The sequence below is a fragment of the Bradyrhizobium sp. DN3 genome, assembly GCF_041357655.1.
In the GTDB taxonomy this organism is placed as follows: Bacteria; Pseudomonadota; Alphaproteobacteria; order Rhizobiales; family Xanthobacteraceae; genus Bradyrhizobium.
This window is the reverse complement of record NZ_JAULLN010000026.1, coordinates 86,292-109,593: the sequence shown is the minus strand read 5'-3', so window position 1 is coordinate 109,593 and position 23,302 is coordinate 86,292. Positions and strand designations below refer to the sequence as shown.

Below are 23,302 nucleotides of genomic sequence, written 5' to 3'. Positions count from 1 at the left end.
GCCGGATGTTCCTGATGCGGCGGCAGTTCCCAAAGGAACTGTCAGATCTGCTGCGCGACCTTCTCCAGCCCGATGATGCGGGCGAGCTTGCGCACTTCCTCTTTCTGGTCGTCACGCAGCTGGAACAGTAGCGGCATCGCGGCCGACTTCAACTGCTGAACCTCGTCGCAATTCGGATCGATCGGCACGCCCGGCGCGTTCGGATTGGAGAGCTTGTTTGCCGAGATCTTGCGGACCACGTTGCGGAGCGCCGTCTCGACCGAGGGCCAATAATATTCCTGCGACGACGACAATTTCAGGCGATCCCTGATGCCCGCGATCTGTGCGTCGGACAGCAGTGCATAGGATTTCTGCGGCTGCGGCTTGGCCACGACTTTCGGCTTGGCCGGGACTTCGACGGCGGGGACCTCCGCTGCGGCGGGCGCCTCGTGCGAACTTGCCTTCGGCATCGGGAAATCGGAAGGCGTGGCGGCGGCAAAGGCCTGGCGCAGCGGCTCGGTCAGCACCGGCGTCTGAGCGAGTTTGTCGGCGGCGACCTGCACCGGCTCGATTGCGGCCGAGGCCAGCGCCAGCGTCGGAACCAGACGGTCGGCCTTGGCGGCGCGATTGGTGGCGAGCGGTTTGGCCGGAGGCGCCTGCGTGATCATCTCCGCGCTGACACTGGGCACGCTGTCGCGGCCGAGAATGGCGGTCGTCGCGGCGCCGAGGACGAGAAAACAGGTCAGCGCGACGATGGTGATGGCTTTGGACAAACGTCTCTCCGCGCCCAACTTTCAAGTCCACGTGATCACTGCCCGGAAACTGGGCGATAATTAAGGCTTAACCGTGCAATTGCGGCGGCAATCGCGCGGACTGCGGCGACATCGCCCGAAAAGCTCAACGAAATCAGGCAGCTGCCGCAAGTTCGTAGGCATCCTGGATGTCGGCCACGATCTCGGAGGCCTCCCAGACCGCGCGCGGCTCGACCGATTGCAGCGTCACCGTCCAGTTGCCGCCGCGGCGGGTGCGGGCGACGCTGACGATGTCGAAGCGCACGTTGCGGCACAACGGGTGTCGGGCCAGCGCGTGGGCCACGCGAACGCGGATTTCGTCCAACGTCGCGGCTGTCTTGCCGTTGAGATAGTTGAAGTCCATCGCCTGTCCCTCTCGGTCCTGATTGGCGGCCTTGAGGGGATTCTTGGCGGGCGATGGTTAATCTGCCGTTAAGTGAGCGGGGCGGAAGAGCGCGGGATTAACCGTGATCGAGGTGCCGGAGTCTCTTCTCCCTCTCCCCGTCCTTACGGGGAGAGGGTCGGGGTGAGGGGCTCTCTCCGCAATCAAGGTGACAATTGGACTCGCGGAGGCTCCCCCTCACCCGCCGCGCTTCGGACGATGCTTCGCATCGCTCGGCGCGCGTCGGCCTCTCCCCGCACGCGGGGAGAGGCGAACAAGCCTACTGTCCACCCGCCTCGCGATATTCGGTAACCGTCCGCGCAACGAGATCGTCGACAGTGAGCACATCCGTCACCCCCGATGTCGAGTGCCCGCCGCTCCAGATGTCGCGCCAGCGTTTCGGCCGGCTCTCGCGCGCGGCGACGTCGATGTCCTTGGCAATGTCGATCGCCCCGCGCGCCGGCAGGTCGTCGGGATCGAGACCCGCGGCCACGATCGACGGCCTCAGCATGCTGGTCTGCAGTCCCGTGAAGGCGGTGGTGAGCAGGACATCGTCGGCGCTGCTCTCGACCAGCATCCGCTTGTAACGATCATCCGCCATGCTCTCGCGCGTCGCGATGAACTTCGTGCCCATGTAAGCGAGATCGCAGCCGAGCACTTCGGCGGCGTGCAGCGCGCGGCCGTCGCTGATGCCGCCGGCGAGCACGATGATGCCGTCGTAGAATGCACGTACGGCGCGGACAAAGGCGAACGGATTGAGCCAGCCGGTCTGGCCGCCGGCGCCCGCGGTCAGCAGCACCAGGCCGTCGGCACCGGCTTCCGCCGCGCGTTCGGCATGGCGGATCGAGGCGACATCCGCCAACACCAATGCGCCGGCGTCATGCAGCGGCTTCACCACGGGCGCGGGCGAGCCGACCGAGGTGATGACGATCTCCGGCCTGTGCCACAGCAGCACGGCGAGATCCTGCTCCAGCCGCGCATTGGAACGGTGCACGATCAGGTTCGGACAAAGCGGCGCCGCCTTGCGTCCGGTTTGCTCTTGGTGCTGCCGCAACCGGGTTTCGATCGCGGTGAGCCATTCGTCGAGCTGTTCCGCGCTACGGCAATTCGCGGTTGGGAAGCTGCCGATCACGCCGTTGCGGCAGGCCGCGACCACGAGCTCGACGCCCGACACCAGAAACATCGGCGCCGCGATCAGCGGCAGATCAAGACGATCGCGAAAGCGCTGCAGTCGGTCTGATGGCACGCCAATCTCCTTGTCATTCTTGCCGCCCTGCGCGGGCTTTGTCGTTCCATCCCGCATTCGCTGTGCTAGCGTCATCAGCAACATTGGCACGCCAGAAGCCGATGACAAAGCAACGAGGAAACATATGTCCGATCCGCTCCACGCATCGTCCCCGGCTTGTGCGCAGACGCTACGGGCGCTGTCGCGCTATCCCGGCCGCACCGCTTTCGCCTGGCCTGAGGGATCGCTGAGCTATCATGGCACCATCGACCTGATCGGACGAATCCAGGGCGTGTTCATGCGGCTCCGATTGCAGCCCGGCGCGCGCGTCGCCTTTCTCACAGCCAATCGCGCCGACACCTGGTGCGCCGGCGTCGCGGCGCAGTTGTCGCGGCTCTGCATCACCTGGCTGCATCCTCTGGGCTCCCTGGAGGACCAGCTGTTTCAACTCGAGGATTCCGACGCCGAGATGCTGGTGGTCGATGCGGCCGCCTTCCGCGATCGCGGCGGCGAACTCGCCGCGAAGGCCGGCCGGCTCAAGGCGGTCTTCACCATGGGACCAGCTAGCTATGGCGTCGATCTGCTGACGGCGATCGAGACTGCGGGACACGCCAGCGCGCAGTGCCTCGCCGGCCCCGACGATCTCGCCACGCTGAACTACACCGGCGGCACGACCGGCAAATCCAAGGGCGCGCTGCGCTATCACCGCGAGAATGCCGGAGCCGCCGCCGCGATTCTCGCCGACTTCGAGATTCCCGAGGCCGCGCGCTATCTCACGGTCGCACCGATCAGCCACGTCGCCGGCACGAAGGTGCTGCCGACCTTGATGCGCGGCGGCACCGTGCACATGCTCAAGAGTTTCGATCCCGAGGCGATGCTGGCGACGATCGCGCGCGAGCGCATCAACTTCACGCTGCTCGTGCCGACCATGATCTATGTGCTGCTCGATCATCCCGCGCTCGGCAAGACCGACCTGTCCTCGCTCGAGCTGGTGCTCTATGGCGCATCCGCGATGTCGCCGAGCCGGCTGGTCGAGGGCATCGAGCGCATCGGGCCGGTGTTCTCCCAGCTTTACGGACAGACCGAATGCTATCCCGTCTCGGTGCTGCGCAAGGCGGATCACGATCCCAAGACACCGGAGCTGTTCCTGTCCTGCGGCTTCCCGATCGCAGCCTGCGAGGTCAAGATCCTCGATGACGACGACCAGGAGGTGAAGACGGGCGAGCCCGGCGAGATCTGCGTGCGTGCGCCGCATGTGATGGCGGAATACTGGAAGCGGCCGGACATCACCGCCGAGACGCTGAAGAACGGCTGGGTCCACACCGGCGACATCGCGCGCAAGGACGAGCGCGGCTACATGTTCATCCTCGACCGCAAGAAGGACATGATCGTCTCCGGCGGCTTCAACATCTTTCCGCGCGAGGTCGAGGACGTGCTGTCGCAGCATGCCGACGTCGCCATGGTGGCTGTCGTCGGCATTCCCGACGAGAAGTGGGGCGAGGCCGTCACCGCCATCGTCGTGCCGCGCGAGGGCGCAAGGCCCGATCCGGACGAGCTGATCAACCTGGTGAAGACGCGAAAGGGCTCGGCGCACGCGCCCAAGCAGATCCAGTTCGTCAAGCAGCTGCCGATGACCGGCGTCGGCAAGGTCGACAAGAAGGTGCTGCGCGCGGGCTTCTGGAGTGGGCGGGACCGGATGGTGGGGTGAGCGTCCACGTCGTGAGCCGCAACGCTGCCTCTTCACATCAGGTGTCATCGCCCGGCTTGACCGGGCGATCCAGTACGCCGAGACGACTTTGATCGACCGAGAGGCCGCGGCGTACTGGATGCCCCGCTTGCCGCCTTCGCTAAAGCTTCGGCGCCCCTGGACCTTAGCCCCGGCGAAGCCTTGGCGTAGCCGGGTCGCGGAGCATGACACCGAGATTGAGGCGCGGACTTCGCGCGAGCTACGACCTTTTCTCGATCACCAGGCTCTGCACCGCCCGGCCGAAATAGCCTTGCCGATCAGCCAGCCGCGACATTGCAAGGCCCGCGCCGTCGGGGCCGATCCAGGAGTCGCCGTCGAGCAGGATCCACTCGCCCACCGGCTGCCGCGCAAAGCTCACGGTGAGATCGGCGTTGATGTAGGTCCAGGCGCGGAAGTCGAGCGTCGAGGCGGTGCCGTTGGAGAAGTCGGCGGCGACCACGGCGCGCATCGCCTGCGAGATCGCCTCGCCTGCAATCAAGGGATGATCGACGCGAAACCAGATCGCGCCGGCACCGGCCTGGCCGAAGCGGCCGCGCGCGGCACGCATCGAGACCGAGCGCACGAACGGGCTGGTGGCAGCGTGGCCATCCTCGACCAGGGAGTCCTCGGGCGAAGGCAGCGTAACCGGCAGCCCCTTGACGTCGTCGGGCAGGCTCAGCGCCTGGCGCCTGATCTTGAGCACGGTGGCGCCGACCACCTGCACGCCGTCGGCGAGCAGCTTGATTTCGCAGAGCTGGATCTTGCGGCCCTCACGCAAGACCTCGGTCGCGATCGTAAGTGGCGCCACCGGCACCGGGCGCATCAGATCGATTGTGACCCGCGCGATCTCCATCGGAACAGGCGTCGGAATGCGTTCGGCCGCCCACGTCACCAGCGACGCCGGCGCCGAGCCATGCTGCATGCGGCGGTCCCAAGGCCCCGCGGCGTCCGGGCTGGTGACGACGCTGTTGCCGTCGACGCGGTAGATGGGGGGCATGGTCGCTCCGTGGCACACATTCGCAGTTCAAAAACAGGTGTCGTCCCGGCGGAGGCCGGGACCCATACTCACAGACCGAACTTGGTGAAGCGAGATCGGGGCTGATATCAGCCGCAACAACAACCTATCGGGGGTATGGGTCCCGGCCTTCGCCGGGACGACGAATGAGAACTAGGCGTGCCACAACAGCCGCCCATCACAACGGCGGATCGATCGCTTCGTCGTATTCCTTCTTGAAGCGCGCGATCAGGTCGGCGGCGGGCAGGATGCCCTCGACGCTGCCGATGCCCTGACCCGAGCCCCAGATCTCCTTCCAAGCCTTCGGCTTGGCGCGCTCGCCGGAGGCGTCGGTGCCGAAGTTCATCTTGGAGGGATCGGAGGTCGGCAGGTTTTCCGGATCCATGCCGGCGGCGAGGATCGAGGGCTTCAGATAATTGCCGTGCACGCCGGTGAAGAGGTTGGAATAGACGATGTCGTCGGCGCTCGAGCCGGCGATCATCTCCTTGTACTTGTCGACCGCGTTAGCCTCCTTGGTCGCGATGAAGGCCGAGCCGATATAGGCGAAGTCGGCGCCGAGAATGCGCGCGGCGCGGATCGCCTTGCCGTTGCCGATCGCCCCCGACAGCGCGATCGGGCCGTCGAACCACTTTCGCGTCTCGGCGACGAAGGCGAGCGGCGAGATGGTGCCGGCATGGCCGCCGGCGCCGGCTGCGACCAGGATCAGGCCATCGGCGCCCTTCTCGATCGCCTTGTGCGCGAATTTCTGGTTGATCACGTCGTGGAAGACGATGCCGCCCCAGCCGTGCACGGCCTGGTTCAGCTCCTCGCGTGCCCCGAGCGAGGAGATGATCATCGGCACCTTGTACTTGGCGCAGAGCTGCATGTCGTGGTCGAGCCGGTTGTTCGACTTGTGCACGATCTGGTTGACCGCGAACGGCGCCGACGGCTTATCGGGATGTGCGCGGTCATAGGCCGCGAGCTCCTCGGTGATCCGCGCCAGCCATTCGTCGAGCAATTCCGGCGGCCGCGCGTTCAGCGCCGGAAACGAGCCGACCACACCCGCCTTGCACTGCGCGATCACGAGATCGGGCACCGAGATGATGAAGAGCGGCGAACCGATCACGGGGATCGAAAGGCGGCCCTTGAATAAGGCAGGCATGGACATTGCGGAATGGTCCTCTCTTGGCGGTCAAACGAAGGTTGGGATCATACCAACAAGGCAATCTTTCCACTGTCAAGTATTGCGTTGTGACGCCATGGCGGATGTGGCTACCGCAATTTCCAACGCGCGGAATTCTTACCCGTACAATCTAACCGTCTTCTTCATCATTGCGAGCGCAGCGAAGCAATCCAGTCTCTCTCCGCGGAAGGATTCTGGATTGCTTCGTCGCAAGGGCTCCTCGCAATGACGTGCAGAAAAAGCATCGATCTCCCATGCGCACCGGAAGTCGACGCGATGACTTCACCCGATCAAATCCGGGTTGATCAGCCGCTCGAACGAGAACATCTCGTCCCACTTCTCCTGCGTCAGCAGCTGGCGCTCGACCACCACGATCTGGTGCAGCGACTTGCCGCTCTTGTAGCCCTCGCGCGCGATCTCGGCGCATTGCTTGTAGCCGAGCAGCGGCTTCAGCACCGTGACGATACCGAGCGAGTTCAGCACCATGTTGCGGGTGTGCTCCTCGTTGGCGGTGATGCCGACGACGCAATGCTCGCGCAGGCTGTTGACCGCGCGCTCCATGGTGCGGATCGAGAAGAACAGCGCGAACGAGATCACCGGCTCCATCACGTTGAGCTGGAGCTGGCCGGCGGAAGCTGCCAGCGTCACCGTGGTGTCGAGACCGATGACGAGAAAGCTGGTCTGGTTCACCACTTCGGGGATGACGGGATTGACCTTGCCGGGCATGATCGAGGAGCCCGGCTGAAGCTGCGGCAAGTTGATCTCGTTGAAGCCGGCACGCGGGCCGGAGGCAAGCAGGCGGATGTCGTTACAGATCTTGGTCAGCTTGCTGGCGGTGCGCTTGAGGATGCCCGAGAGCTGCACATAGGCACCGGTGTCGGAGGTCGCCTCGACAAGATCGCCGGCGAGAACGAACTCGACGCCGGTCAGCGCGCTCAGATGCCGGACCGCGAGCTTGGGATAGCCGACGGCCGCGGTCACGGAGGTGCCGATCGCGGTGGCGCCGAGATTGATCTCGCGCAGCAGCGCACGGGCCTCCGAAATGCGATCCACCTCCTCGCCGATCGTGGTGCCCCATCCCCGGAATTCCGCGCCGAGCGACATCGGCACCGCGTCCTGAAGATGCGTGCGGCCCATCTTCAGCACACGATCGAACTCGCGGCCCTTGGCGAAGAAAGCTTCCTGGAGCTGGCGCAGCGCCGTCATGTAGCTCTCGAGCCGCAGGATCAGCGCCAGGCGAAAGGCGGTAGGATAGGTGTCGTTGGTGGACTGGCCGTAATTGACGTGATCGTTGGGGCTGACCTGCTGGTAATCGCCCTTCGCAAAGCCGAGCGATTCCAGCGCGAGGTTGGCGATCACCTCGTTGGCGTTCATGTTGGTCGATGTGCCCGCACCGCCCTGAATGAAGTCGGTGACGAACTGATCCATCATGTCACCGGCAATCACGCGGTCACAGCCCAGAATGATCGCGTCCGCGACCTTGGCGTCGATCGCGCCGAGCTCGCGGTTGGCCATGGCAGCCGCTTTCTTCACGTAACCAAGCGCCTTCACGAAGTAAGGCTCCTGGCTCATCGGAATGCCGGTGATGTGGAAGTTCTCCTTCCCGCGGATGGTCTGGACGCCGTAATAGATGTCGTCGGCGATCTCACGCTGTCCGAGGAAGTCCTGCTCCGTACGGCTCATTGGCGCTCCTTGTTGCATGCGCGCAGGCCATCACGTTAGTTCTGGCACAGCGCGCTGGTCACGAAAGTGTCGGTGCGGCAATCGTCCGGCTTGCGTTGCCGGCCCGGTATCAGGACCTTGGCCGAGCATTTCTCGGCTGAGTCGGCGTTCAGGCTCTTGCCTTCGCGATAGCCCTTGCTCTGGCAGAGTTGGTCGGCAGCCTGCTTGCAGTCGGGCGCGCCGTTCGCGGAGGCCGGACAGGCCGCACGCCCCGAGACCATGGTGGACGGCTTCGCCAGCCGCGATAAATCGTTCATGGTCTCGCTCGGGCTTTTGATCGGCGGCAGGATCGAGGGCAACTTGTCGAACAGCTTGCCCATTTCGTTGATCAGCCCGGGATTTTCCTCGCGCGCCGGCGGCGCCGAAGGAGCGGGTGTCGACGGCGGCGGCGCGGCCTGCGTCCCCTGCTCCTGGAGGCCGAGCACGGGCGGCGCAGCTTGCGGCCATGCCGTCCTGCCGGCGAAAACCAGGAGCAGCATTGCTGACATCAGCGTCCCGAACCGCATGGCCGGTTTGCCGGATCGAACCATCATGACGGCAAGCGTAGCCGATGCCGGCGCGGCGGCAAAGCGCCGCGAGGTTATTGAGCGAGCATCTCGCGCAAACGCTAGATCAGCTTGATCGCCACCACGAAGCCGAGCACCAGCACGGCGGCGCCGATCGCCACCCAGAGGCCGAGATGCTTCTCAATCCTGACCCGGATCCAGTCGCCATAGCGGTTGAGCAGGATCGCGACGACGAAGAAGCGTCCGCCGCGCGCAACGATCGAGCACAGGATGAACAGAAGGATATTGTAGCCGGCAAAGCCCGAGGTGATGGTGACGAGCTTGTAGGGGATCGGCGTCAGCCCCTTCAGCAGGATGATGATTGCACCCCATTCCGCATAGGAGGCGCGGAAGGCATCGACCTTGTCGCCGAGGCCGTAGACCTGGATCAGCCACTGGCCGACCGAGTCGAACAGCAGCGCTCCGATGGCGTAGCCAACCATGCCGCCGACCACCGAGGTCACGGTGCAGATCGCCGCATAGACCCAGGCGCGCTGCGGCCGCGCCAGCGACATCGGGATCAGCATCACGTCCGGCGGCACCGGAAAGAACGAGCTTTCTGCGAAGGCCACGGCTCCCATGATCCAGAGCGCGTAGGGCTTGTGGGCGGCGTCGATGCACCAGTCGTAGATACGTTTCAGCATGGCGCCGCGATGAAGCACCATGGGACGGATTTGTCCATGCCGAGATTGAGGCGAATTATGACGTTTCTAGTGGCGCTTGCGCGCGGCACGGCCCTCGAGCGCGACAATTGGCCGCCTTGAGGCAATTCGCGGTGACGCGACCTTGGGCAGCTTCATCCGCGATTTCGGCAGCTTCTCGGCGATGCCGAGCATGTCTTCACGCCGCGTCATCTCCCGCCAGACGTCCTCGGGACGGACCCCGGCCGAGGCCCACAGCACGGTGAGATTGTAGAGCAGGTCGGCGCTCTCCCGGATCACGGCCTCGCTATCGCCGTTGACCGCGTCGATCACGACTTCGATGGCCTCTTCGGCCAGTTTCTTCGCCATTTTGGAAGGCCCGCGCTGAAACAGCCGGGCCGTGCGCGATGTTGCCGGATCAAGATCTCTGGCCGCGAGCACAGCCAGATATAGCCGCTCAAGCGAATCACTCATGGTACTCAAACTACTCTAAACCCATGGCGAGCGCGTTAACGCGCGACAATAAAAGCGAAAAACAGGCCGGCGCGGCAAGCGCGACGGCCCGTTGTGGTCAACCTTTGGTAGCCGGAGCTAGTAGCAGTTGGTGTAGTAGCCCTGGCCGCAGTACTCGGACGGAGCCGTACCGCCATAGCGCTGATACTGGTAGTTGGGGCCCGGACCATAATAGGGCCCGTAAGCAGGACCGCTGTAATAGGCAGGTCCGCCGTAATAGCCGTAGCCCGGACCGTAGTCATAGGCGTAGGCGTCCCGGCTTGCGGCGATGGCGAGACCCGTGCCGATGGCTGCGAAAGCCGCAGCCGCGGCCGCACCGCCTCCACCGCCATGCCAGTGGCGGCCGCCGGCGTATGACGCGGTCGGGGCAATTGCGGTCAGTGCCAGCACCGCGGCGGTGGCAAGAACGGCCTTGCGGCCGGCAAATTTCGAAAAACTGTCAAACATGTGGACCCTCCTTGGGACCTCGAATGGTGCCTATAGACAGGCTCGTGTCTGTCAAACACCCGCATCCCATGTTGGGTTCCCCAACCCCAACACAAGCTGAACGGGGTTGCGTAATCGTGACGCAACCTCCGCTCATCCGCCGTTCATGTTGGCGCGGACAGACTGACTGCCAGCCGGCGCTGCGAGCGTCACGAAACCATAACAATGCGGGACCGGCGCACCCGATGTCGGAATTCAAGACGATCGCCCTTCGTTGTCTGCTGGCTCTCGTGATCTCGCTTGCGACACTGATTGCACGCGATGTCAGCATGGCCGAGACCGCCGCCCCATCCGTTGCGATTCGCTTCACCTTCGACCGGCCATTGGATGCGAGCATGGCGCCGTTCTTCCTGGCCGCAAAGGACGGCAGGTTCGGCGCCGAGCATCTCAGCGTGTCCTTCAACACCGCAGCCGGATCGTCGGAAGCGCTCGCGCGTGTCGCCAAGGGCGACAGCGAGCTCGCGCTGGTCGACATCAACGAATTGATCCGCTTTCGCGACAAGGAGCAGGCCGCGCCGGTCAAGGCGGTGTTCGTGCTGTTCAACCGCGCACCCTACGCGATCGTCGCGCGCAGGAGCCGCGGCATCCACCTTCTGTCCGATCTCGACGGCAAAACCGTCGGCGTTGCCGACAGCGACCTGTCGATGCGGCTGTGGCCCGCACTGGCGCAGCAGAACGGCATCAATGCAGCGCACGTCAAATTTCACAAGATCAGCGCGGCGGTGCGCGAGCCGATCCTCTCCGCGGGCCAGGTCGATGCGGTCGCCGGCTTCAGCTATCTGTCGGCGGTGAACCTGCGTGACCGCGGCGTGCCCGAAGCCGATCTCGTCGTGCTGCGCTATGCGGATTACGGCTGCGAAGCCTACGGCTTTGCCGTGGTGGTCAATCCCGCCTTCGCCGCAGCAAAGCCGGACGCCGTCAGGGGCTTCGTCCGCGCCTTGATCGCGGGCATCAACGCGACCGTCATGGAGCCGGGGCGCGCGGCGGAGGAGGCCGCGAGCCGCATCGAGGACGGCGACCGCAACCTGGAGCTGGAGCGCCTGCGCACCGCCCTCGCCGGCAACATCCTGACCGACGAGGTCAGGCGCAACGGCCTCGGCGGCGTCGACCCGGCGCGGCTCGATCGCTCGATCGGCCAGGTCGCGCAGGACTTCAAATTCCGCAAACGACCGGCGGCGGCGGAGATCTTCGACGACCAATTCCTGCCGCCGCTGGCGGGGCGGCTGATCAACTGAGCAAAACCGAAAGCTTCCGCTGTATCTCGCGTACGATCCCTGCTTAGAATACGGGCTCCGTCGTCGCCGAGTTCCTCGCCCGCATGTCCATCCTCCGTCTCTACACCCGCGTTCTCGAGCTGCTCGGCAAGGAGGCGCGGCTGGGCTGGCTGCTCGCGGTCGCCAATCTGCTGCTGGCGGGCTCGCAATTCGCCGAGCCCGTGCTGTTCGGCCGGATCGTCGACGTGCTCTCGGGCAAGACCGTAGCCGGCTCGAACTCGGCCTGGCCGTTCCTGGCCGCCTGGGTCGCCTTCGGACTGTTCACCATCGCATGCAGCGCGCTCGTGGCCTTGCAGGCCGATCGGCTCTCGCACCGCCAGCGCCAGGCGGTGCTGACCGACTATTTCGAGCACATCCTGCAACTGCCGCTGACCTTCCACTCCGGCACCCATTCGGGCCGGCTGATGAAGGTGATGCTCAACGGCACCGACGCGCTGTGGCGGCTATGGCTCGGCTTCTTCCGCGAGCATTTTGCCGCGATCCTCTCGGTCGTGGTGCTGCTGCCGCTGTCGCTCTACCTGAACTGGCGGCTCGCGATCCTGCTGTTCGTGCTCTGCATCGTCTTCACCGCGCTGACGACCTTCGTGGTGCGCAAGACCTTCGGTATGCAGATGGAGGTCGAGGAGCACTACAGCGAGCTCTCTGCGCGCGCCTCCGATGCGCTCGGCAACGTCGCGCTGGTGCAGAGCTTCGTCCGCGTCGAATCCGAGGTCAAAGGGCTGCGCTCAGTCGCCGACGAATTGCTGGCCGCGCAGATGCCGGTGCTGTCGTGGTGGGCGCTCGTCACCGTCATCACGCGCGCCTCCACCACCATCACCGTGCTCGCGATCTTCACCCTCGGCATCGCGCTGCACGACCAGGGGCTCACCTCGGTCGGCGAGATCGTGATGTTCGTGAGCTTTGCGACGCTGCTGATCCAGAAGCTCGAGCAGGTCGTGAGCTTCATCAACAACGTGTTCATGGAGGCGCCGCGTCTGCGCGAGTTCTTCAACGTGCTCGATGCCGTGCCCGCGGTGCATGACAGGCCCGACGCGATCGATGCCGGCAGATTGTCCGGCCTCGTCGAGTTCCACGACGTCACCTTCTCCTATGACGGCAAGCGCCCTGCGGTCGAGGACCTCTCGTTCACGGCGCTGCCCGGCCAGACCATCGCGCTGGTCGGTCCGACCGGCGCCGGCAAGTCGACCGCGATCGCGCTCTTGCACCGCGCCTTCGACCCGCAATCCGGCTTCATCAAGATTGACGGCATGGACGTGCGCGGGATCACGCTGACGTCGCTGCGGCGGAACATCGGCGTGGTGTTCCAGGAGGCGCTGCTGTTCAACCGCTCGATCGCGGAGAATCTGCAGGTCGGCAAGCCGGATGCGACCGAGGACGAGATGCGCAAGGCGGCCGAGCGCGCGCAGGCGCTCGAATTCATCGAGCGCAGCGGCGGCTTCGAGACCAACGCCGGCGAACGCGGCCGCATGCTCTCCGGCGGCGAGCGGCAGCGGCTTTCGATCGCCCGCGCGCTGCTGAAAGATCCGCCGCTCCTGATCCTGGACGAAGCGACCAGCGCGCTCGACGCCGTCACCGAGGCCAAGGTGAATGCCGCTCTCGACGAAGTGATGAAGGGCAGGACCACGTTCGTGATCGCCCACCGCCTCTCCACCATCCGCAACGCCACGCGGATCCTGGTGTTCGAGAACGGCCGGGTGACCGAAAGCGGAACTTTCGATGAACTCGTGGCCAAAGGCGGCCATTTCGCCGAGCTCGCGAGGGCCCAGTTCATGGTCCAGGAAAACGCACGGGCCAGCGTGACGGCGGCCGAGACTGCCGCGACTCCGGTCAAATCCCAGTAGCAAGTCCCCATAGGCCCGTCGAAATTCGGCCTATTTCATTGCGGAATACCGCACCGGTCCCCCTATTCTCGACGCATCAGCCGGTATAGGTTTGCGACGCCGCAAGCGGCGGCGCTGGATTTCAAAACCGACCATCAGATCACGAGAACCGCAGGGAATCGGCGGGTCTCCAAGGACCGGAATCGGATAGTGCACGCCCTTCGCCCGCTGCTTCGCAAATCGCTGTTCAACCTGTTCGCTGCGGGCCTCGCATGCGCCGCATTGCTCGCGCCGGGCGCAGCGCGCGCCGAAGCGCTGCTGCTGATCGAAGCCGACAGCGGCAAGGTGTTGCAGGCCGATAACGCGACTATTCCCTGGTACCCCGCCTCCGTCACTAAGATCATGACCGCCTATGTGACGCTGAAGGCGGTCAAGGACGGCAGGCTCACGCTCGACACGCTGCTCACGGTGTCGCCGACGGCAGCCTCGCAGTCGCCATCGAAGATGGGCTTCCGCCCGGGAACGCAGCTCACCGTCGACAACGCACTGAAGATGATGATGGTCAAGTCGGCGAACGACATGGCCGTGGTGCTTGCCGAAGGCGTCGGCGGCTCGATCGATGGCTTCTCCGTGATGATGAACGACACCGCGAAGAAGCTCGGCATGACGCAGACGAGCTACGTCAATCCGAACGGCCTGCCCGCCGACGGCCAGATCACGTCCGCGCGTGATCTCGGAATCCTGGCGCGCGCGTTCCTGCGCGACCTGCCGGAGTACGAGTACTTCGTGCACATCCCGGCGATCCGCTTCGGCAAGCGCATCACCGGCAATTTCAACAAGCTGATCGGCCGCTATCCCGGCGCCGACGGCTTCAAGACCGGCTTCATCTGCGCCTCCGGCTACAATCTCGTGGCATCGGCCACGCGCAACGGTCGCCGGCTGATCGCCGTGGTGCTGGGCGCCAATTCCGGCACCGCGCGCGCGGTGAAGGCGGCGCAGCTGCTCGAGCGCGGCTTCAGCCAGGACAATCTGACATGGCTGCGACCTTCGCTCGGCAGCGTCGATAATCTCGTGCCGGTCGACGCCTCGCCGCCGAACTTGCGCGACGAGATGTGCGGGCCCAACCGCAAGCGGCCGGCCAGCGACGATGACGATGCGCTGATCGCGGCCAATGGCAGCACGACCGGATCGGCCTCGGCCACCGGCGGCGAAGCCCAGGTCACCTTCTTCACGGCCGGCCTGCAGCCGCCCATGATGAAGGCTTCCGAGCTGATGGCCTCTGCTCCAGCCGCTGCCGAGCCCGTGCTGGTCTATACCGGCCCGACCCGTACCGGCACGGCCCTGATCGCGGCGGTCGCGGCCGATGCCGACCAACAGACGGTCGCAAAGCCGCGTGGCAAGAAGTCGCGCGTCGCCAAGAAGCCTGACGCCGCCGACAAGCCGAAGGACGGGAATAAGGACGCGGGCAAGGAATCCAAGACGGCGGCGGCGAAGCCGGCTGCCAAGCCTGACGCCAAGAACGACAGCAAGAGCGATACCAAGACCGCAGCCAAGCCGGCCGGGACCAAGCATGCCGCGGCCAAGCACGATGCGGCGGCAAAACCCGCCGAGAAACCGGCGGCAACTGGCGATCAGGCTCCCAAGCCTGCCAAGCCCAAGGCCGCGACCAAGCCCGCCGCACCCAAGCCGGCCAACAACAGTTAACGGCCCCTCAGGCTGGACCGCGCCCGCACTTCGCACCTGCGGCAGCGCGGTCTGATGATTCCAGTAGCTACTCCCGGACCTTTGCCCTAAGCCTCGACGGCTTGCCACCCGTTCCGGCAGGCTCGATACTGGCGGCAATGAGGCAAGCCCGAGACACAACGGGCTCAGTTAGATGAGGGGAGTTTCCATGGAGCGCATCTGGCTCAAGCAATATCCGCCCGGCGTGCCCGCCGATATCGAGCCGACGCAATACGCCTCGCTGGTCGACCTTTTGGAGGAGAGCTTCACCAAGTTCGCCGACCGCAAGGCGTTCATTTGCATGGACAAGTCGATCAGCTATCGCGACCTCGACCAGATGTCGGTCGCGCTCGCCGCCTATTTGCAGGGCCGTGGGCTGCAGCGCGGCGCCCGTGTCGCCATCATGATGCCGAACGTGCTGCAATATCCGGTCGCGACCGCTGCCGTGCTGCGCGCCGGTTTCGCGGTGGTCAACGTCAATCCGCTCTATACCCCGCGCGAGCTCGAACACCAGCTCAAGGATTCCGGCGCCGAGGCCATCATCGTGCTGGAGAATTTCGCCCACACGGTCGAGCAGGTGATCGCGAAGACGCCGGTGAAGCACGTCATCGTCGCCAGCATGGGCGACCTGCTCGGCTTCAAGGGCGTGATCGTCAATCTCGTCGTCCGTCGCGTCAAGAAGATGGTACCGGCATGGTCGCTGCCGGGCGCGGTGCCGTTCAACGACGCGCTCTCCGCCGGCCGCGGCATGACCTTCAACAAACCAAAGCTCTCGCCGGGCGACGTCGCCTTCCTGCAATATACCGGCGGCACCACCGGCGTCTCCAAGGGCGCCACCCTGCTCCACCGCAACATCGTCGCTAACGTCTTGCAGAACGACGCCTGGCTCCAGCCGGCGCTCGCCGCGCCGCCGCATGTCGATCAGCTCATGATCGTCTGTGCGCTGCCGCTCTATCACATCTTCGCGCTGACGGCCTGCTACCTGCTCGCGGTGCGCGCCGGCGGCTGCAATCTCTTGATCCCCAATCCACGCGACATCGCCGGCTTCGTCAAGGAGCTGGCGAAATACCAGGTCAACAGCTTCCCGGCCGTGAACACGCTCTACAACGGCCTGATGCATCATCCCGACTTCAAGAAGCTCGACTTCTCCAAGCTGAAGATCTCGAACGGCGGCGGCATGGCGGTTCAGCGCGCCGTGGCCGATCAATGGAAAGCGATCACCGGCTGCTTCATCGCCGAAGGTTACGGCCTGTCGGAGACCTCGCCGACGCTGACCTGCAATCCCGCGACGGCAACGGAGTTCACGGGTACGATCGGCATCCCCGTGCCTTCGACCTGGATCTCGATCCGCGACGACGACGGCAACGAACTCCCGCTCGGCCAGGCGGGCGAGATCTGCGCCAAGGGCCCGCAGGTCATGTCCGGCTACTGGAACAGGCCGGAGGAGACCGCCAAGGTGATGACCGCTGACGGATATTTCCGCACCGGCGACATCGGCGTGATGGACGAGAAGGGCTACACCAAGATCGTCGACCGCAAGAAGGACATGATCCTGGTCTCCGGCTTCAACGTCTATCCCAACGAGATCGAGGAAGTGATCGCGAGCCATCCGGGCGTGCTCGAATGCGCCGTGATCGGCATCCCCGATTCCAAGTCGGGCGAGGCGGTGAAGGCCTTCATCGTCAAGAAGGACCCGAACCTCACGGCGGAAGCCGTGATCAAGTTCTGCCAGGAGCAGCTCACCGGCTACAAGGTGCCCAAGCACATCGAATTCCGCAACGACCTGCCGAAGACCAATGTCGGCAAGATCCTGCGCCGGCAGCTTCGCGACGAGAAGAAGGCGGCGGCGGCGTAAGGCCGCTTTCCATTCATGCTGGAAGTCGGCGACATCACGCCATCAGACATTGTCGCCTTCTGGCGTGAGGCCGGCCGCGAGCGCTGGTACAAGCGCAACGACGCTTTCGACGCAGAGGTCAGGCGCCGCTTTCTCGCCCTGTGGCAGAAGGCGGCCGCCGGTGAGCTTGCATCATGGGAGACGAGCGACGACGGCGCGCTCGCGCTCGTCATCGTGCTCGATCAGTTTCCCCGCAACATGTTCCGCGACACGCCGGAGGCTTTTGCCAGCGACGCGCAGGCGCGCGATGTTGCCCGCCGCGCCATCGAAAGGGGCACAGATCGCAGGGTCGATCCCATCCTGCTCGAATTCCTCTATCTGCCCTTCATGCATTCCGAGCACCTGGCTGACCAGCTGCATTGCGTTGCGCTGTTTCAAAACACCGACAATGCCGTGAACCTGAAATACGCTCGCGAGCACGCCGACATCATCCGACGGTTCGGCCGCTTTCCCCACCGCAATCGCCTGCTCGGCCGTGACACGACTGAGGAAGAGCAGGCCTTCCTCGACGGCGGCGGTTTTACGGGCTGATGACATCACGGTGAACAGCCGCTGCCTTCGCCGCTTCCGCCGCCGGCAATATTGTGCAGGCCGGCGCCACGGTCTAAAAAGCGGGACCGATATTCAGGGAGACTGATGATGGCGATCCAGACTGGCGACAAGCTGCCCGAGGCGAAATTCCGCGTGATGACGGCGGAAGGTCCGCAGGTGAAGACCACCGACGATATCTTCAAGGGCAAGAAGGTGGCGCTGTTCGCGGTGCCCGGCGCCTATACCGGCACCTGCCACAAGATGCATCTGCCGAGCATCTTCCTCAACGCCTACGCCATGAAGGACAAGGGCGTCGACACCATCGCCATCGTCTCCGTCAACGACGCCTTCGTCATGAATGCCTGGAAGCGCGACACCGACCAGCGCGACGAGGCCATCTTCCTCGCCGACGGCAACGCCGATTTCACCAAAGCGATCGGCATGGAGCTGGACGCCTCCGCCAACGGCCTCGGCATCCGCTCCAAGCGCTATTCGATGCTGGTCGAGGACGGCGTGGTCAAGAAGCTGAACCTCGAGGCGATGCCCGGCAAGGTCGAGGTCTCCGGCGGCGATACGCTGCTGGGGCAGCTGTAGGGCACGACATCCTCGCGCCACTTGCACAACTGTCATCGCCCGCGAAGGCGGGCGATCCAGCACGCCGAGGCCTCTCGGCTCAATCACAGCCGTCTCTGGAATACTGGATCGCCCGGTCAAGCCGGGCGATGACGCCGGAGAGCTTGGCGACGTCCGAGACGACGCCGCCTACTCCCTCACCCTCTGCTGCAATCTTGCCATCGCGATCCCGTCTCGCGCCAGTTGATCGGCGCGTTCGTTCTCGGGATGGCCGGCATGGCCCTTGACCCAGTGCCAGCGGACTTCGTGCTGCTTCAGCGCGGCATCGAGACGCTGCCATAGCTCGACATTCTTCACCGGCTTCTTGTCGGCGGTGCGCCAACCGTTGCGCTTCCAGCCGAAGATCCATCCCGTGATGCCCTGACGGACATATTGGCTGTCGGTGTAGAGATCGACCGTGCACGGCTTCTTCAGTGCTTCGAGCGCGGAGATCGCCGCCATCAACTCCATCTGGTTGTTGGTGGTGTGGCGCTCGCCGCCGTTCAGCTCCTTCTCCTTGTCGCCGAACTTCAGGATCGCGCCCCAGCCGCCCGGCCCGGGATTTCCCGAGCAGGCGCCGTCGGTATAGATCGTGACATTGGGAAGCTCGCTCACGCCACCAGTCCTGAGGGCATCAGCCCATAGTCGCGAACGCTCGTCACGCTCTGATGGAAGCGCAGCTTGCGGACATATTCCAGCGGATCCTTCGGCTTCACCAGTGCGCCCGGCGGCACGTTGAGCCAGTCGACCAGCCGCGTCAGCAGGAAACGGATCGCAGCGCCACGCGCCAGCAGCGGCAGCGCGGCCTCTTCCGCCTCGGAGAGCTTTCGTACCCGGCCATAGGCATTGAGGAAGGCGCGCGCCTTGGTGACGTTGAAGGAATGATCCGGCTCGAAGCACCAGGCGTTGAGGCAGATCGCGATGTCATAGGCCAGCATGTCGTTGCAGGCGAAGGTGAAGTCGATGATCCCAGAGAGCTTGTCGCCGAGAAAGAAGACGTTGTCGTTGAAGAGGTCGGCGTGGATCACGCCCTCCGGCAGGTCGGTCGGCCAGACCCCGCTCGAGAGATGATCGAGCTCGGCGGCGAGAAAGGCGCGCAGGCCCGGCTGCACCTCGTCGGCACGGTTTGAAGCTGCATCGAACAGCGGCCGCCAGCCAGCGACCGAGAGCGTATTGGCGCGCTTGATCGCGAAGTTGACGCCAGCCAGATGCATCTTCGCCAGCGCCTCGCCAACGCCGGCGCAATGGACCACGTTCGGCTTGCGCGGCCACACGCCTTCGAGAAAGGTGATGATCGCGGCCGGCCGGCCCGACAGCTCGCGCAGCGCCTCGCCGTCCCTCGCCTTCACCGGCAACGGGCAGTTGATGCCGTGCTCGGCGAGATGCGTCATCAGCGCGAGGAAGTAGGGCAGGTCGTTCTTCGCCACGCGTTTCTCATAGAGCGTGAGGATGAACGATCCGGTCGTCGTATGCAGCAGGAAGTTGGAGTTTTCGACGCCCTCGGCGATGCCCTTGTAGGAGAGCAATTCGCCGAGGTCATATTGCTTCAGGAAATCCGCAAGCTCGTCGGCGGCAACGTCGGTGTAGACCGCCATGCAGATTTACTCTGCGGCGGCTTCGGGGCGCACCGAGCGCGGCAGCGGAAAGAACTCGTTCTCTTCCGCAGCCGAGACCGTCTCCACATGCAGCGTGTAGCGCTCGGCGAACGCGTCCATGATCTCCTCGACGATCACCTCCGGCGCCGACGCGCCCGCGGTGATGCCGAGGCTCGTGATGTTGCCGAACTTGTCCCAATCGAGGTCGGTGGCGCGCTGCGCCAGCACCGCGATCCTGCAGCCCTCGCGCTCGGCGACCTCGCGCAGGCGCTGCGAGTTCGACGAATTCGGCGCGCCGACCACGATCAGGGCGTCCACCACCGGCGCCACCTTCTTCACCGCGAGCTGGCGGTTGGTGGTGGCGTAGCAGATGTCTTCCTTGTGCGGCCCGTTGATGTTCGGGAAGCGCTCCTTGAGCAGCGCCACGATCTCCGCGGTGTCGTCGATCGACAATGTGGTCTGGGTCACGAAGGCGAGATTGTCAGGGTCCTTCGGCGTGATGGTCTTGGCGTCCTCGGCGGTCTCGATCAAGGTCACGGCGCCGACCGGAAGCTGGCCGAGGGTGCCGACCACTTCGGGATGATGCGAATGGCCGATCAGGAAGATCTCGCGGCCGCGCTTGAAGTGGATCGCGGCCTCGCGATGCACCTTGGTCACCAGCGGGCAGGTCGCATCCAGCGAGAACAAATTGCGGGACTGGGCATCGGCCGGAACCGACTTCGGCACGCCATGGGCCGAGAACACCACCGGCGCGGTGGTGTTGTCAGGTATTTCGGCGAGCTCCTCGACGAAGATGGCGCCCTTCTTCTTCAACCCATCGACGACGTACTTGTTGTGCACAATCTCATGGCGAACATAGACGGGGGCGCCGTATTTATCGAGCGCCCGTTCCACGGTGTCGATCGCCCGGACCACCCCGGCGCAGAAGCCGCGGGGAGAACAAAGCACGATCTTGAGGTCTGGTTTGGCTGACATTGAGCGATCTCGGGACCGAATCACCCGTTTCGCCTTCTGGCGGGGGCGGTCGATGGATGGAATTGGGCTTAAAACAGCTGCTTGGACCTTACAGCGACTTTAAAAGGAATTGGGCCCCCTTTCGGGCGCTGTCAAGGCACTATCTATAGCAGAACCATTGCGTGGCTACCCCCTCCGGGCTTATATAGCGCGAATTCCCTGTCATCGCTGATGACCACCGGTTTCGCCTCCAGAGGGGTGGGCGAAGCACAAAGGAGATTTGCCATGAGCAACGCACCTCTGATGCCCAAGGCGACCGCCGTCTGGCTGCTCGACAACACCGCGCTGACCTTCGACCAGGTCGCCGATTTCACCAAAATGCATCCCCTCGAAGTGCGCGCGATCGCCGACGGCGACGCTGCCCAGGGCATTAAGGGTATGGATCCCCTCTCCAACGGTCAGTTGACCCGCGAGGAGATCGAGAAAGGCGAGAAGAACCCGGACTACCGGCTTCGCCTCCAGGAGAGCAAGGTGGTGCTGCCGCCCCAGCCCAAGCGCAAGGGCCCGCGCTACACCCCGGTCTCACGCCGCCACGAGCGCCCGAGCGCCATCCTCTGGCTGCTGCGCAACCATCCGGAGCTGAAAGACGCCCAGATCATGCGCCTGGTCGGCACCACCAAGAGCACGATCGCGAGCGTGCGCGACCGCACCCACTGGAACACATCGTCCCTGACCCCGATCGACCCCGTCACCCTCGGCCTCTGCTCGCAGATCGAACTCGATTTCGAGGTGCAGCGCGCCGCCAAGGAAAAGCCGATCGACGCAGCCTATGGCGGCGCCACCCTGCTGCCGGCCTCCGAGACCACCAAGAAGGACGAGTACGAGCCAGCGGAGAAGTCCAGCGACGACCTCAATGTCGACGCCGTATTCGCCAAGCTGAAGACGCTCGGCGGCAAGAAGCAGGAGGACGAGGAGGAGTAGGCTTCCTTCCCTGCACCGCATCCGGTTCGAACGCGGCGGAGCGATCCGCCGCGTTTTTGCTTGCGGGCGGGAACTTTCGCGACACCGCTACCGGAACGATGCGGCTGACGTCGCATTGTTTCCAGCGCGGAGGATCAGCGATGCGGGACGAAAACCATTTTGCGTTGATGCTGGGGCGCGCTGTCCTGGCAGCGTGGGGCGACATGCCCCGGGATATCCAGGAAGCCCTGTTCGAGATTGCCCTGACGGACCGCCCTGGCGATCGCGACGATTTGGCGAAGCTGCTGCATGATCGGCATCCGCGGACGGCGCACGCGGGATAGCCGCTTTCCACCGTTTATCGCATTCGCTGGTGAGACGATGCCGAGCACCGTCAATGTCAGGCCCGGCGATGACGATCCCACTACAATCAAACGGAAAATACATCGCGGCGCCGGGGCCCGACCCGGCGCCGCGAAACGCCGTCAGAACTTGTAGGTGACGCCCGCGCCGACCAGCCACGGGTCGATATGCGCAGTGCCGGTGACGGGCAGGCCAGAGACGGTCGCCGAGTAGTCCGGCCGCAGCCAGAGCTTCTTCACGTCGACGTTGAGCCCCCAGTGCCGGTCGAGCATGTAGTCGAAGCCGAACTGCACGGCACCACCCCAGGCATTGCTGACGTGCAGGCTCGTGGTGGTGGCGACGATCGCGGGCGGCCCGACAATCGCGGCCGGCGTGTTGGCGGCCGAATTGTTGAAGAACACGGTGTAGTTCACACCGGCGCCGATATACGGCTTGAACGCGCCGAAATTGTCGAAGTGATATTGCAGCGTCAGCGTCGGCGGCAGCAGCGTGGTCTTGCCCATCGGCAGGTTCGCGAGCGAACCGGTGCCGCTGATCGAATGCCTGGTCACACCGAGGATCAGCTCGGCCGCGATGTTCCTGGTGAAGAAGTAGCTGATATCGAGCTCGGGCACGACCTGGTCGCTGATCGAGAGGCCCGAATTCGGCGACGACAGCGACGGCACGCCCGCAACGTTGACAGTGCTGCCGCCGGCATCCGGCAACGCGCAGGCGCACCATCCAGGGATTGAAGCTTTCCACCTGTGGCGGCGCCTTCTTGTAGACCGGCTGATCGGCGGCCTGCACTGAGGCAGAAGCCCCCGCGGGCATCGCGCCAATCGCAGCGAGCCGTGCCAAGTTTCTTATCGTTCCGTCCATCTTCATTCCCCTTCATCTCTCGCGCGTCGTTGCGCGATACGAGCGTCAGAGCAGAAAGGAGATGATGAAGGATTTGACGCCGATCAAATCAGGACAGACCGCCTGCGATTTGGTCGCGGCGTGGCAGATGTGTCACGGGAAACGTGAGTGCAGGCAGGCGGCGCGGCATGATAATTCCGCGCCAGCGTTCACGGCCGTTCCGGATGGTTCAGCATGTATTCGCCGAGATCGCGCTGACGGCGGTCGGCGCGCGCGGTGGCCGCATTGCGCTGGACGTCGCGGTCCTTGCGGCAGGCCACATATTCCGGCGAGCCCTGCGCATAGCCGCGGCTCTGACAGACCGCGTCGTCGTCGTCGCCGCCCACCGCCACCGGCGTCTGGTAACGCGCGGAGCAGGCGGAGAGAGCGATGGCGAGAGTGACGGCTGCAAGCAGACGCGACGTGGCGGCGAGTGGCATACGAGGTCCCCTATTGGCCGGCACTGTTTAGCGCGGAATGCGGAGAATGTAAGTCCTTGGATACCGTCCCCTCT

23 protein-coding genes and 1 pseudogene are annotated in these 23,302 nt (G+C 64.6%); 9 read left to right on the top strand and 15 right to left on the bottom strand.

Features of this window, described 5'->3' with window-relative positions:
- Positions 1-41: 41 nt before the first annotated feature.
- From AAE027_RS31220 to AAE027_RS31210, 3 genes are all read right to left on the bottom strand, one after another.
- Positions 42-752, bottom strand: coding sequence for a hypothetical protein (locus AAE027_RS31220; protein WP_164935137.1), 711 nt, complete (start codon positions 750-752; stop codon positions 42-44).
- 133 nt (positions 753-885) lie between these two features.
- Entirely contained in the window at positions 886-1,134 is a 249-nt protein-coding gene (locus AAE027_RS31215) for a hypothetical protein (protein WP_128931167.1), read from the bottom strand.
- 298 nt (positions 1,135-1,432) lie between these two features.
- Positions 1,433-2,398, bottom strand: coding sequence for an NAD(P)H-dependent flavin oxidoreductase (locus AAE027_RS31210; RefSeq protein WP_370989225.1), 966 nt, complete (start codon positions 2,396-2,398; stop codon positions 1,433-1,435).
- Positions 2,399-2,522: 124 nt separating this feature from the next.
- Here AAE027_RS31210 and AAE027_RS31205 point away from each other — a divergent pair, with 124 nt between their 5' ends.
- Entirely contained in the window at positions 2,523-4,085 is a 1,563-nt protein-coding gene (locus tag AAE027_RS31205) for an AMP-binding protein (RefSeq protein ID WP_370989224.1), read from the top strand.
- A 238-nt stretch (positions 4,086-4,323) separates the two neighbouring features.
- Here the strand turns inward: AAE027_RS31205 and AAE027_RS31200 are convergent, their stop codons facing one another.
- The 7 genes from AAE027_RS31200 to AAE027_RS31170 all read right to left on the bottom strand — a co-directional run bounded on the left by AAE027_RS31200 (position 4,324) and on the right by AAE027_RS31170 (position 10,148).
- On the bottom strand, positions 4,324-5,100 hold the full coding sequence (locus AAE027_RS31200) for a thioesterase family protein (protein WP_370989223.1): 777 nt from the start codon (positions 5,098-5,100) through the stop codon (positions 4,324-4,326).
- Between the two features lie 196 nt (positions 5,101-5,296).
- Entirely contained in the window at positions 5,297-6,265 is a 969-nt protein-coding gene (locus tag AAE027_RS31195; protein WP_370989222.1) for an NAD(P)H-dependent flavin oxidoreductase, read from the bottom strand.
- A gap of 297 nt (positions 6,266-6,562) precedes the next feature.
- Entirely contained in the window at positions 6,563-7,963 is a 1,401-nt protein-coding gene (locus tag AAE027_RS31190; RefSeq protein WP_370989221.1) for an aspartate ammonia-lyase, read from the bottom strand.
- A gap of 35 nt (positions 7,964-7,998) precedes the next feature.
- On the bottom strand, positions 7,999-8,535 hold the full coding sequence (locus tag AAE027_RS31185; protein ID WP_370989220.1) for a hypothetical protein: 537 nt from the start codon (positions 8,533-8,535) through the stop codon (positions 7,999-8,001).
- 74 nt (positions 8,536-8,609) lie between these two features.
- The gene (locus AAE027_RS31180; protein ID WP_176945964.1) at positions 8,610-9,212 is read right to left on the bottom strand and encodes a YqaA family protein; all 603 of its coding nucleotides are present in this window, start codon (positions 9,210-9,212) and stop codon (positions 8,610-8,612) included.
- 45 nt (positions 9,213-9,257) lie between these two features.
- Positions 9,258-9,662, bottom strand: a complete 405-nt coding sequence (hisE, locus tag AAE027_RS31175) for a phosphoribosyl-ATP diphosphatase (protein ID WP_091895100.1) — start codon at positions 9,660-9,662, stop codon at positions 9,258-9,260.
- A 117-nt stretch (positions 9,663-9,779) separates the two neighbouring features.
- Positions 9,780-10,148: a hypothetical protein gene (locus AAE027_RS31170; RefSeq protein WP_128931160.1), complete on the bottom strand. Its 369-nt coding sequence runs from the start codon at positions 10,146-10,148 to the stop codon at positions 9,780-9,782.
- Between the two features lie 224 nt (positions 10,149-10,372).
- Between AAE027_RS31170 and AAE027_RS31165 the strand changes: the two genes are divergently transcribed.
- The 6 genes from AAE027_RS31165 to AAE027_RS31140 all read left to right on the top strand — a co-directional run bounded on the left by AAE027_RS31165 (position 10,373) and on the right by AAE027_RS31140 (position 18,022).
- A complete protein-coding gene (locus AAE027_RS31165; protein ID WP_370989219.1) occupies positions 10,373-11,422 on the top strand; it encodes an ABC transporter substrate-binding protein in 1,050 nt (349 codons plus the stop codon).
- A gap of 83 nt (positions 11,423-11,505) precedes the next feature.
- Positions 11,506-13,302 carry a glucan ABC transporter ATP-binding protein/ permease gene (locus AAE027_RS31160; RefSeq protein WP_370989218.1) on the top strand — a complete coding sequence of 599 codons (1,797 nt, stop codon included), beginning with the start codon at positions 11,506-11,508 and terminating at the stop codon, positions 13,300-13,302.
- A 189-nt stretch (positions 13,303-13,491) separates the two neighbouring features.
- On the top strand, positions 13,492-14,985 hold the full coding sequence (locus AAE027_RS31155) for a D-alanyl-D-alanine carboxypeptidase family protein (RefSeq protein ID WP_370989217.1): 1,494 nt from the start codon (positions 13,492-13,494) through the stop codon (positions 14,983-14,985).
- Between the two features lie 187 nt (positions 14,986-15,172).
- Positions 15,173-16,858, top strand: coding sequence for a long-chain fatty acid--CoA ligase (locus tag AAE027_RS31150; protein ID WP_370989216.1), 1,686 nt, complete (start codon positions 15,173-15,175; stop codon positions 16,856-16,858).
- 15 nt (positions 16,859-16,873) lie between these two features.
- Positions 16,874-17,428, top strand: coding sequence for a DUF924 family protein (locus AAE027_RS31145; protein ID WP_370989215.1), 555 nt, complete (start codon positions 16,874-16,876; stop codon positions 17,426-17,428).
- 108 nt (positions 17,429-17,536) lie between these two features.
- Positions 17,537-18,022: a peroxiredoxin gene (locus AAE027_RS31140; protein ID WP_091895200.1), complete on the top strand. Its 486-nt coding sequence runs from the start codon at positions 17,537-17,539 to the stop codon at positions 18,020-18,022.
- Between the two features lie 168 nt (positions 18,023-18,190).
- Here AAE027_RS31140 and rnhA read toward each other — a convergent pair whose 3' ends face one another.
- The 3 genes from rnhA to ispH are packed head-to-tail and all read right to left on the bottom strand — an operon-like array spanning position 18,191 to position 20,610.
- On the bottom strand, positions 18,191-18,655 hold the full coding sequence (gene rnhA, locus AAE027_RS31135) for a ribonuclease HI (protein ID WP_091895107.1): 465 nt from the start codon (positions 18,653-18,655) through the stop codon (positions 18,191-18,193).
- Positions 18,652-19,635: a homoserine kinase gene (locus AAE027_RS31130; protein WP_370989214.1), complete on the bottom strand. Its 984-nt coding sequence runs from the start codon at positions 19,633-19,635 to the stop codon at positions 18,652-18,654. The genes rnhA and AAE027_RS31130 overlap by 4 nt, the downstream gene beginning before the upstream one ends.
- Positions 19,636-19,641: 6 nt before the next feature.
- Complete coding sequence (gene ispH, locus AAE027_RS31125) at positions 19,642-20,610, bottom strand: 4-hydroxy-3-methylbut-2-enyl diphosphate reductase (protein ID WP_091895109.1); 969 nt, start codon at positions 20,608-20,610, stop codon at positions 19,642-19,644.
- Positions 20,611-20,874: 264 nt separating this feature from the next.
- Between ispH and AAE027_RS31120 the strand changes: the two genes are divergently transcribed.
- On the top strand, positions 20,875-21,570 hold the full coding sequence (locus AAE027_RS31120; protein WP_164935139.1) for a DUF1013 domain-containing protein: 696 nt from the start codon (positions 20,875-20,877) through the stop codon (positions 21,568-21,570).
- Positions 21,571-21,710: 140 nt separating this feature from the next.
- On the top strand, positions 21,711-21,893 hold the full coding sequence (locus tag AAE027_RS31115; protein ID WP_370989213.1) for a hypothetical protein: 183 nt from the start codon (positions 21,711-21,713) through the stop codon (positions 21,891-21,893).
- A gap of 141 nt (positions 21,894-22,034) precedes the next feature.
- Here AAE027_RS31115 and AAE027_RS31110 read toward each other — a convergent pair.
- Both AAE027_RS31110 and AAE027_RS31105 read right to left on the bottom strand, forming a co-directional pair.
- Positions 22,035-22,770, bottom strand: a pseudogene (locus tag AAE027_RS31110) (OmpW/AlkL family protein).
- Positions 22,771-22,958: 188 nt separating this feature from the next.
- Entirely contained in the window at positions 22,959-23,228 is a 270-nt protein-coding gene (locus AAE027_RS31105; protein WP_130213412.1) for a hypothetical protein, read from the bottom strand.
- Between the last annotated feature and the right edge of the window lie 74 nt (positions 23,229-23,302).

Coding starts and splice junctions, on each gene's coding strand:
- AAE027_RS31215 (WP_128931167.1), bottom strand. CDS start 1,134: ATGGACTTCAACTATCTCAACGGCAAGACAGCCGCGACGTTGGACGAA.
- AAE027_RS31205 (WP_370989224.1), top strand. CDS start 2,523: ATGTCCGATCCGCTCCACGCATCGTCCCCGGCTTGTGCGCAGACGCTA.
- AAE027_RS31200 (WP_370989223.1), bottom strand. CDS start 5,100: ATGCCCCCCATCTACCGCGTCGACGGCAACAGCGTCGTCACCAGCCCG.
- AAE027_RS31195 (WP_370989222.1), bottom strand. CDS start 6,265: ATGTCCATGCCTGCCTTATTCAAGGGCCGCCTTTCGATCCCCGTGATC.
- AAE027_RS31190 (WP_370989221.1), bottom strand. CDS start 7,963: ATGAGCCGTACGGAGCAGGACTTCCTCGGACAGCGTGAGATCGCCGAC.
- AAE027_RS31185 (WP_370989220.1), bottom strand. CDS start 8,535: ATGATGGTTCGATCCGGCAAACCGGCCATGCGGTTCGGGACGCTGATG.
- AAE027_RS31180 (WP_176945964.1), bottom strand. CDS start 9,212: ATGGTGCTTCATCGCGGCGCCATGCTGAAACGTATCTACGACTGGTGC.
- hisE (WP_091895100.1), bottom strand. CDS start 9,662: ATGAGTGATTCGCTTGAGCGGCTATATCTGGCTGTGCTCGCGGCCAGA.
- AAE027_RS31170 (WP_128931160.1), bottom strand. CDS start 10,148: ATGTTTGACAGTTTTTCGAAATTTGCCGGCCGCAAGGCCGTTCTTGCC.
- AAE027_RS31165 (WP_370989219.1), top strand. CDS start 10,373: ATGTCGGAATTCAAGACGATCGCCCTTCGTTGTCTGCTGGCTCTCGTG.
- AAE027_RS31160 (WP_370989218.1), top strand. CDS start 11,506: ATGTCCATCCTCCGTCTCTACACCCGCGTTCTCGAGCTGCTCGGCAAG.
- AAE027_RS31150 (WP_370989216.1), top strand. CDS start 15,173: ATGGAGCGCATCTGGCTCAAGCAATATCCGCCCGGCGTGCCCGCCGAT.
- AAE027_RS31145 (WP_370989215.1), top strand. CDS start 16,874: ATGCTGGAAGTCGGCGACATCACGCCATCAGACATTGTCGCCTTCTGG.
- AAE027_RS31140 (WP_091895200.1), top strand. CDS start 17,537: ATGGCGATCCAGACTGGCGACAAGCTGCCCGAGGCGAAATTCCGCGTG.
- AAE027_RS31130 (WP_370989214.1), bottom strand. CDS start 19,635: ATGGCGGTCTACACCGACGTTGCCGCCGACGAGCTTGCGGATTTCCTG.
- ispH (WP_091895109.1), bottom strand. CDS start 20,610: ATGTCAGCCAAACCAGACCTCAAGATCGTGCTTTGTTCTCCCCGCGGC.
- AAE027_RS31120 (WP_164935139.1), top strand. CDS start 20,875: ATGAGCAACGCACCTCTGATGCCCAAGGCGACCGCCGTCTGGCTGCTC.
- AAE027_RS31115 (WP_370989213.1), top strand. CDS start 21,711: ATGCGGGACGAAAACCATTTTGCGTTGATGCTGGGGCGCGCTGTCCTG.
- AAE027_RS31105 (WP_130213412.1), bottom strand. CDS start 23,228: ATGCCACTCGCCGCCACGTCGCGTCTGCTTGCAGCCGTCACTCTCGCC.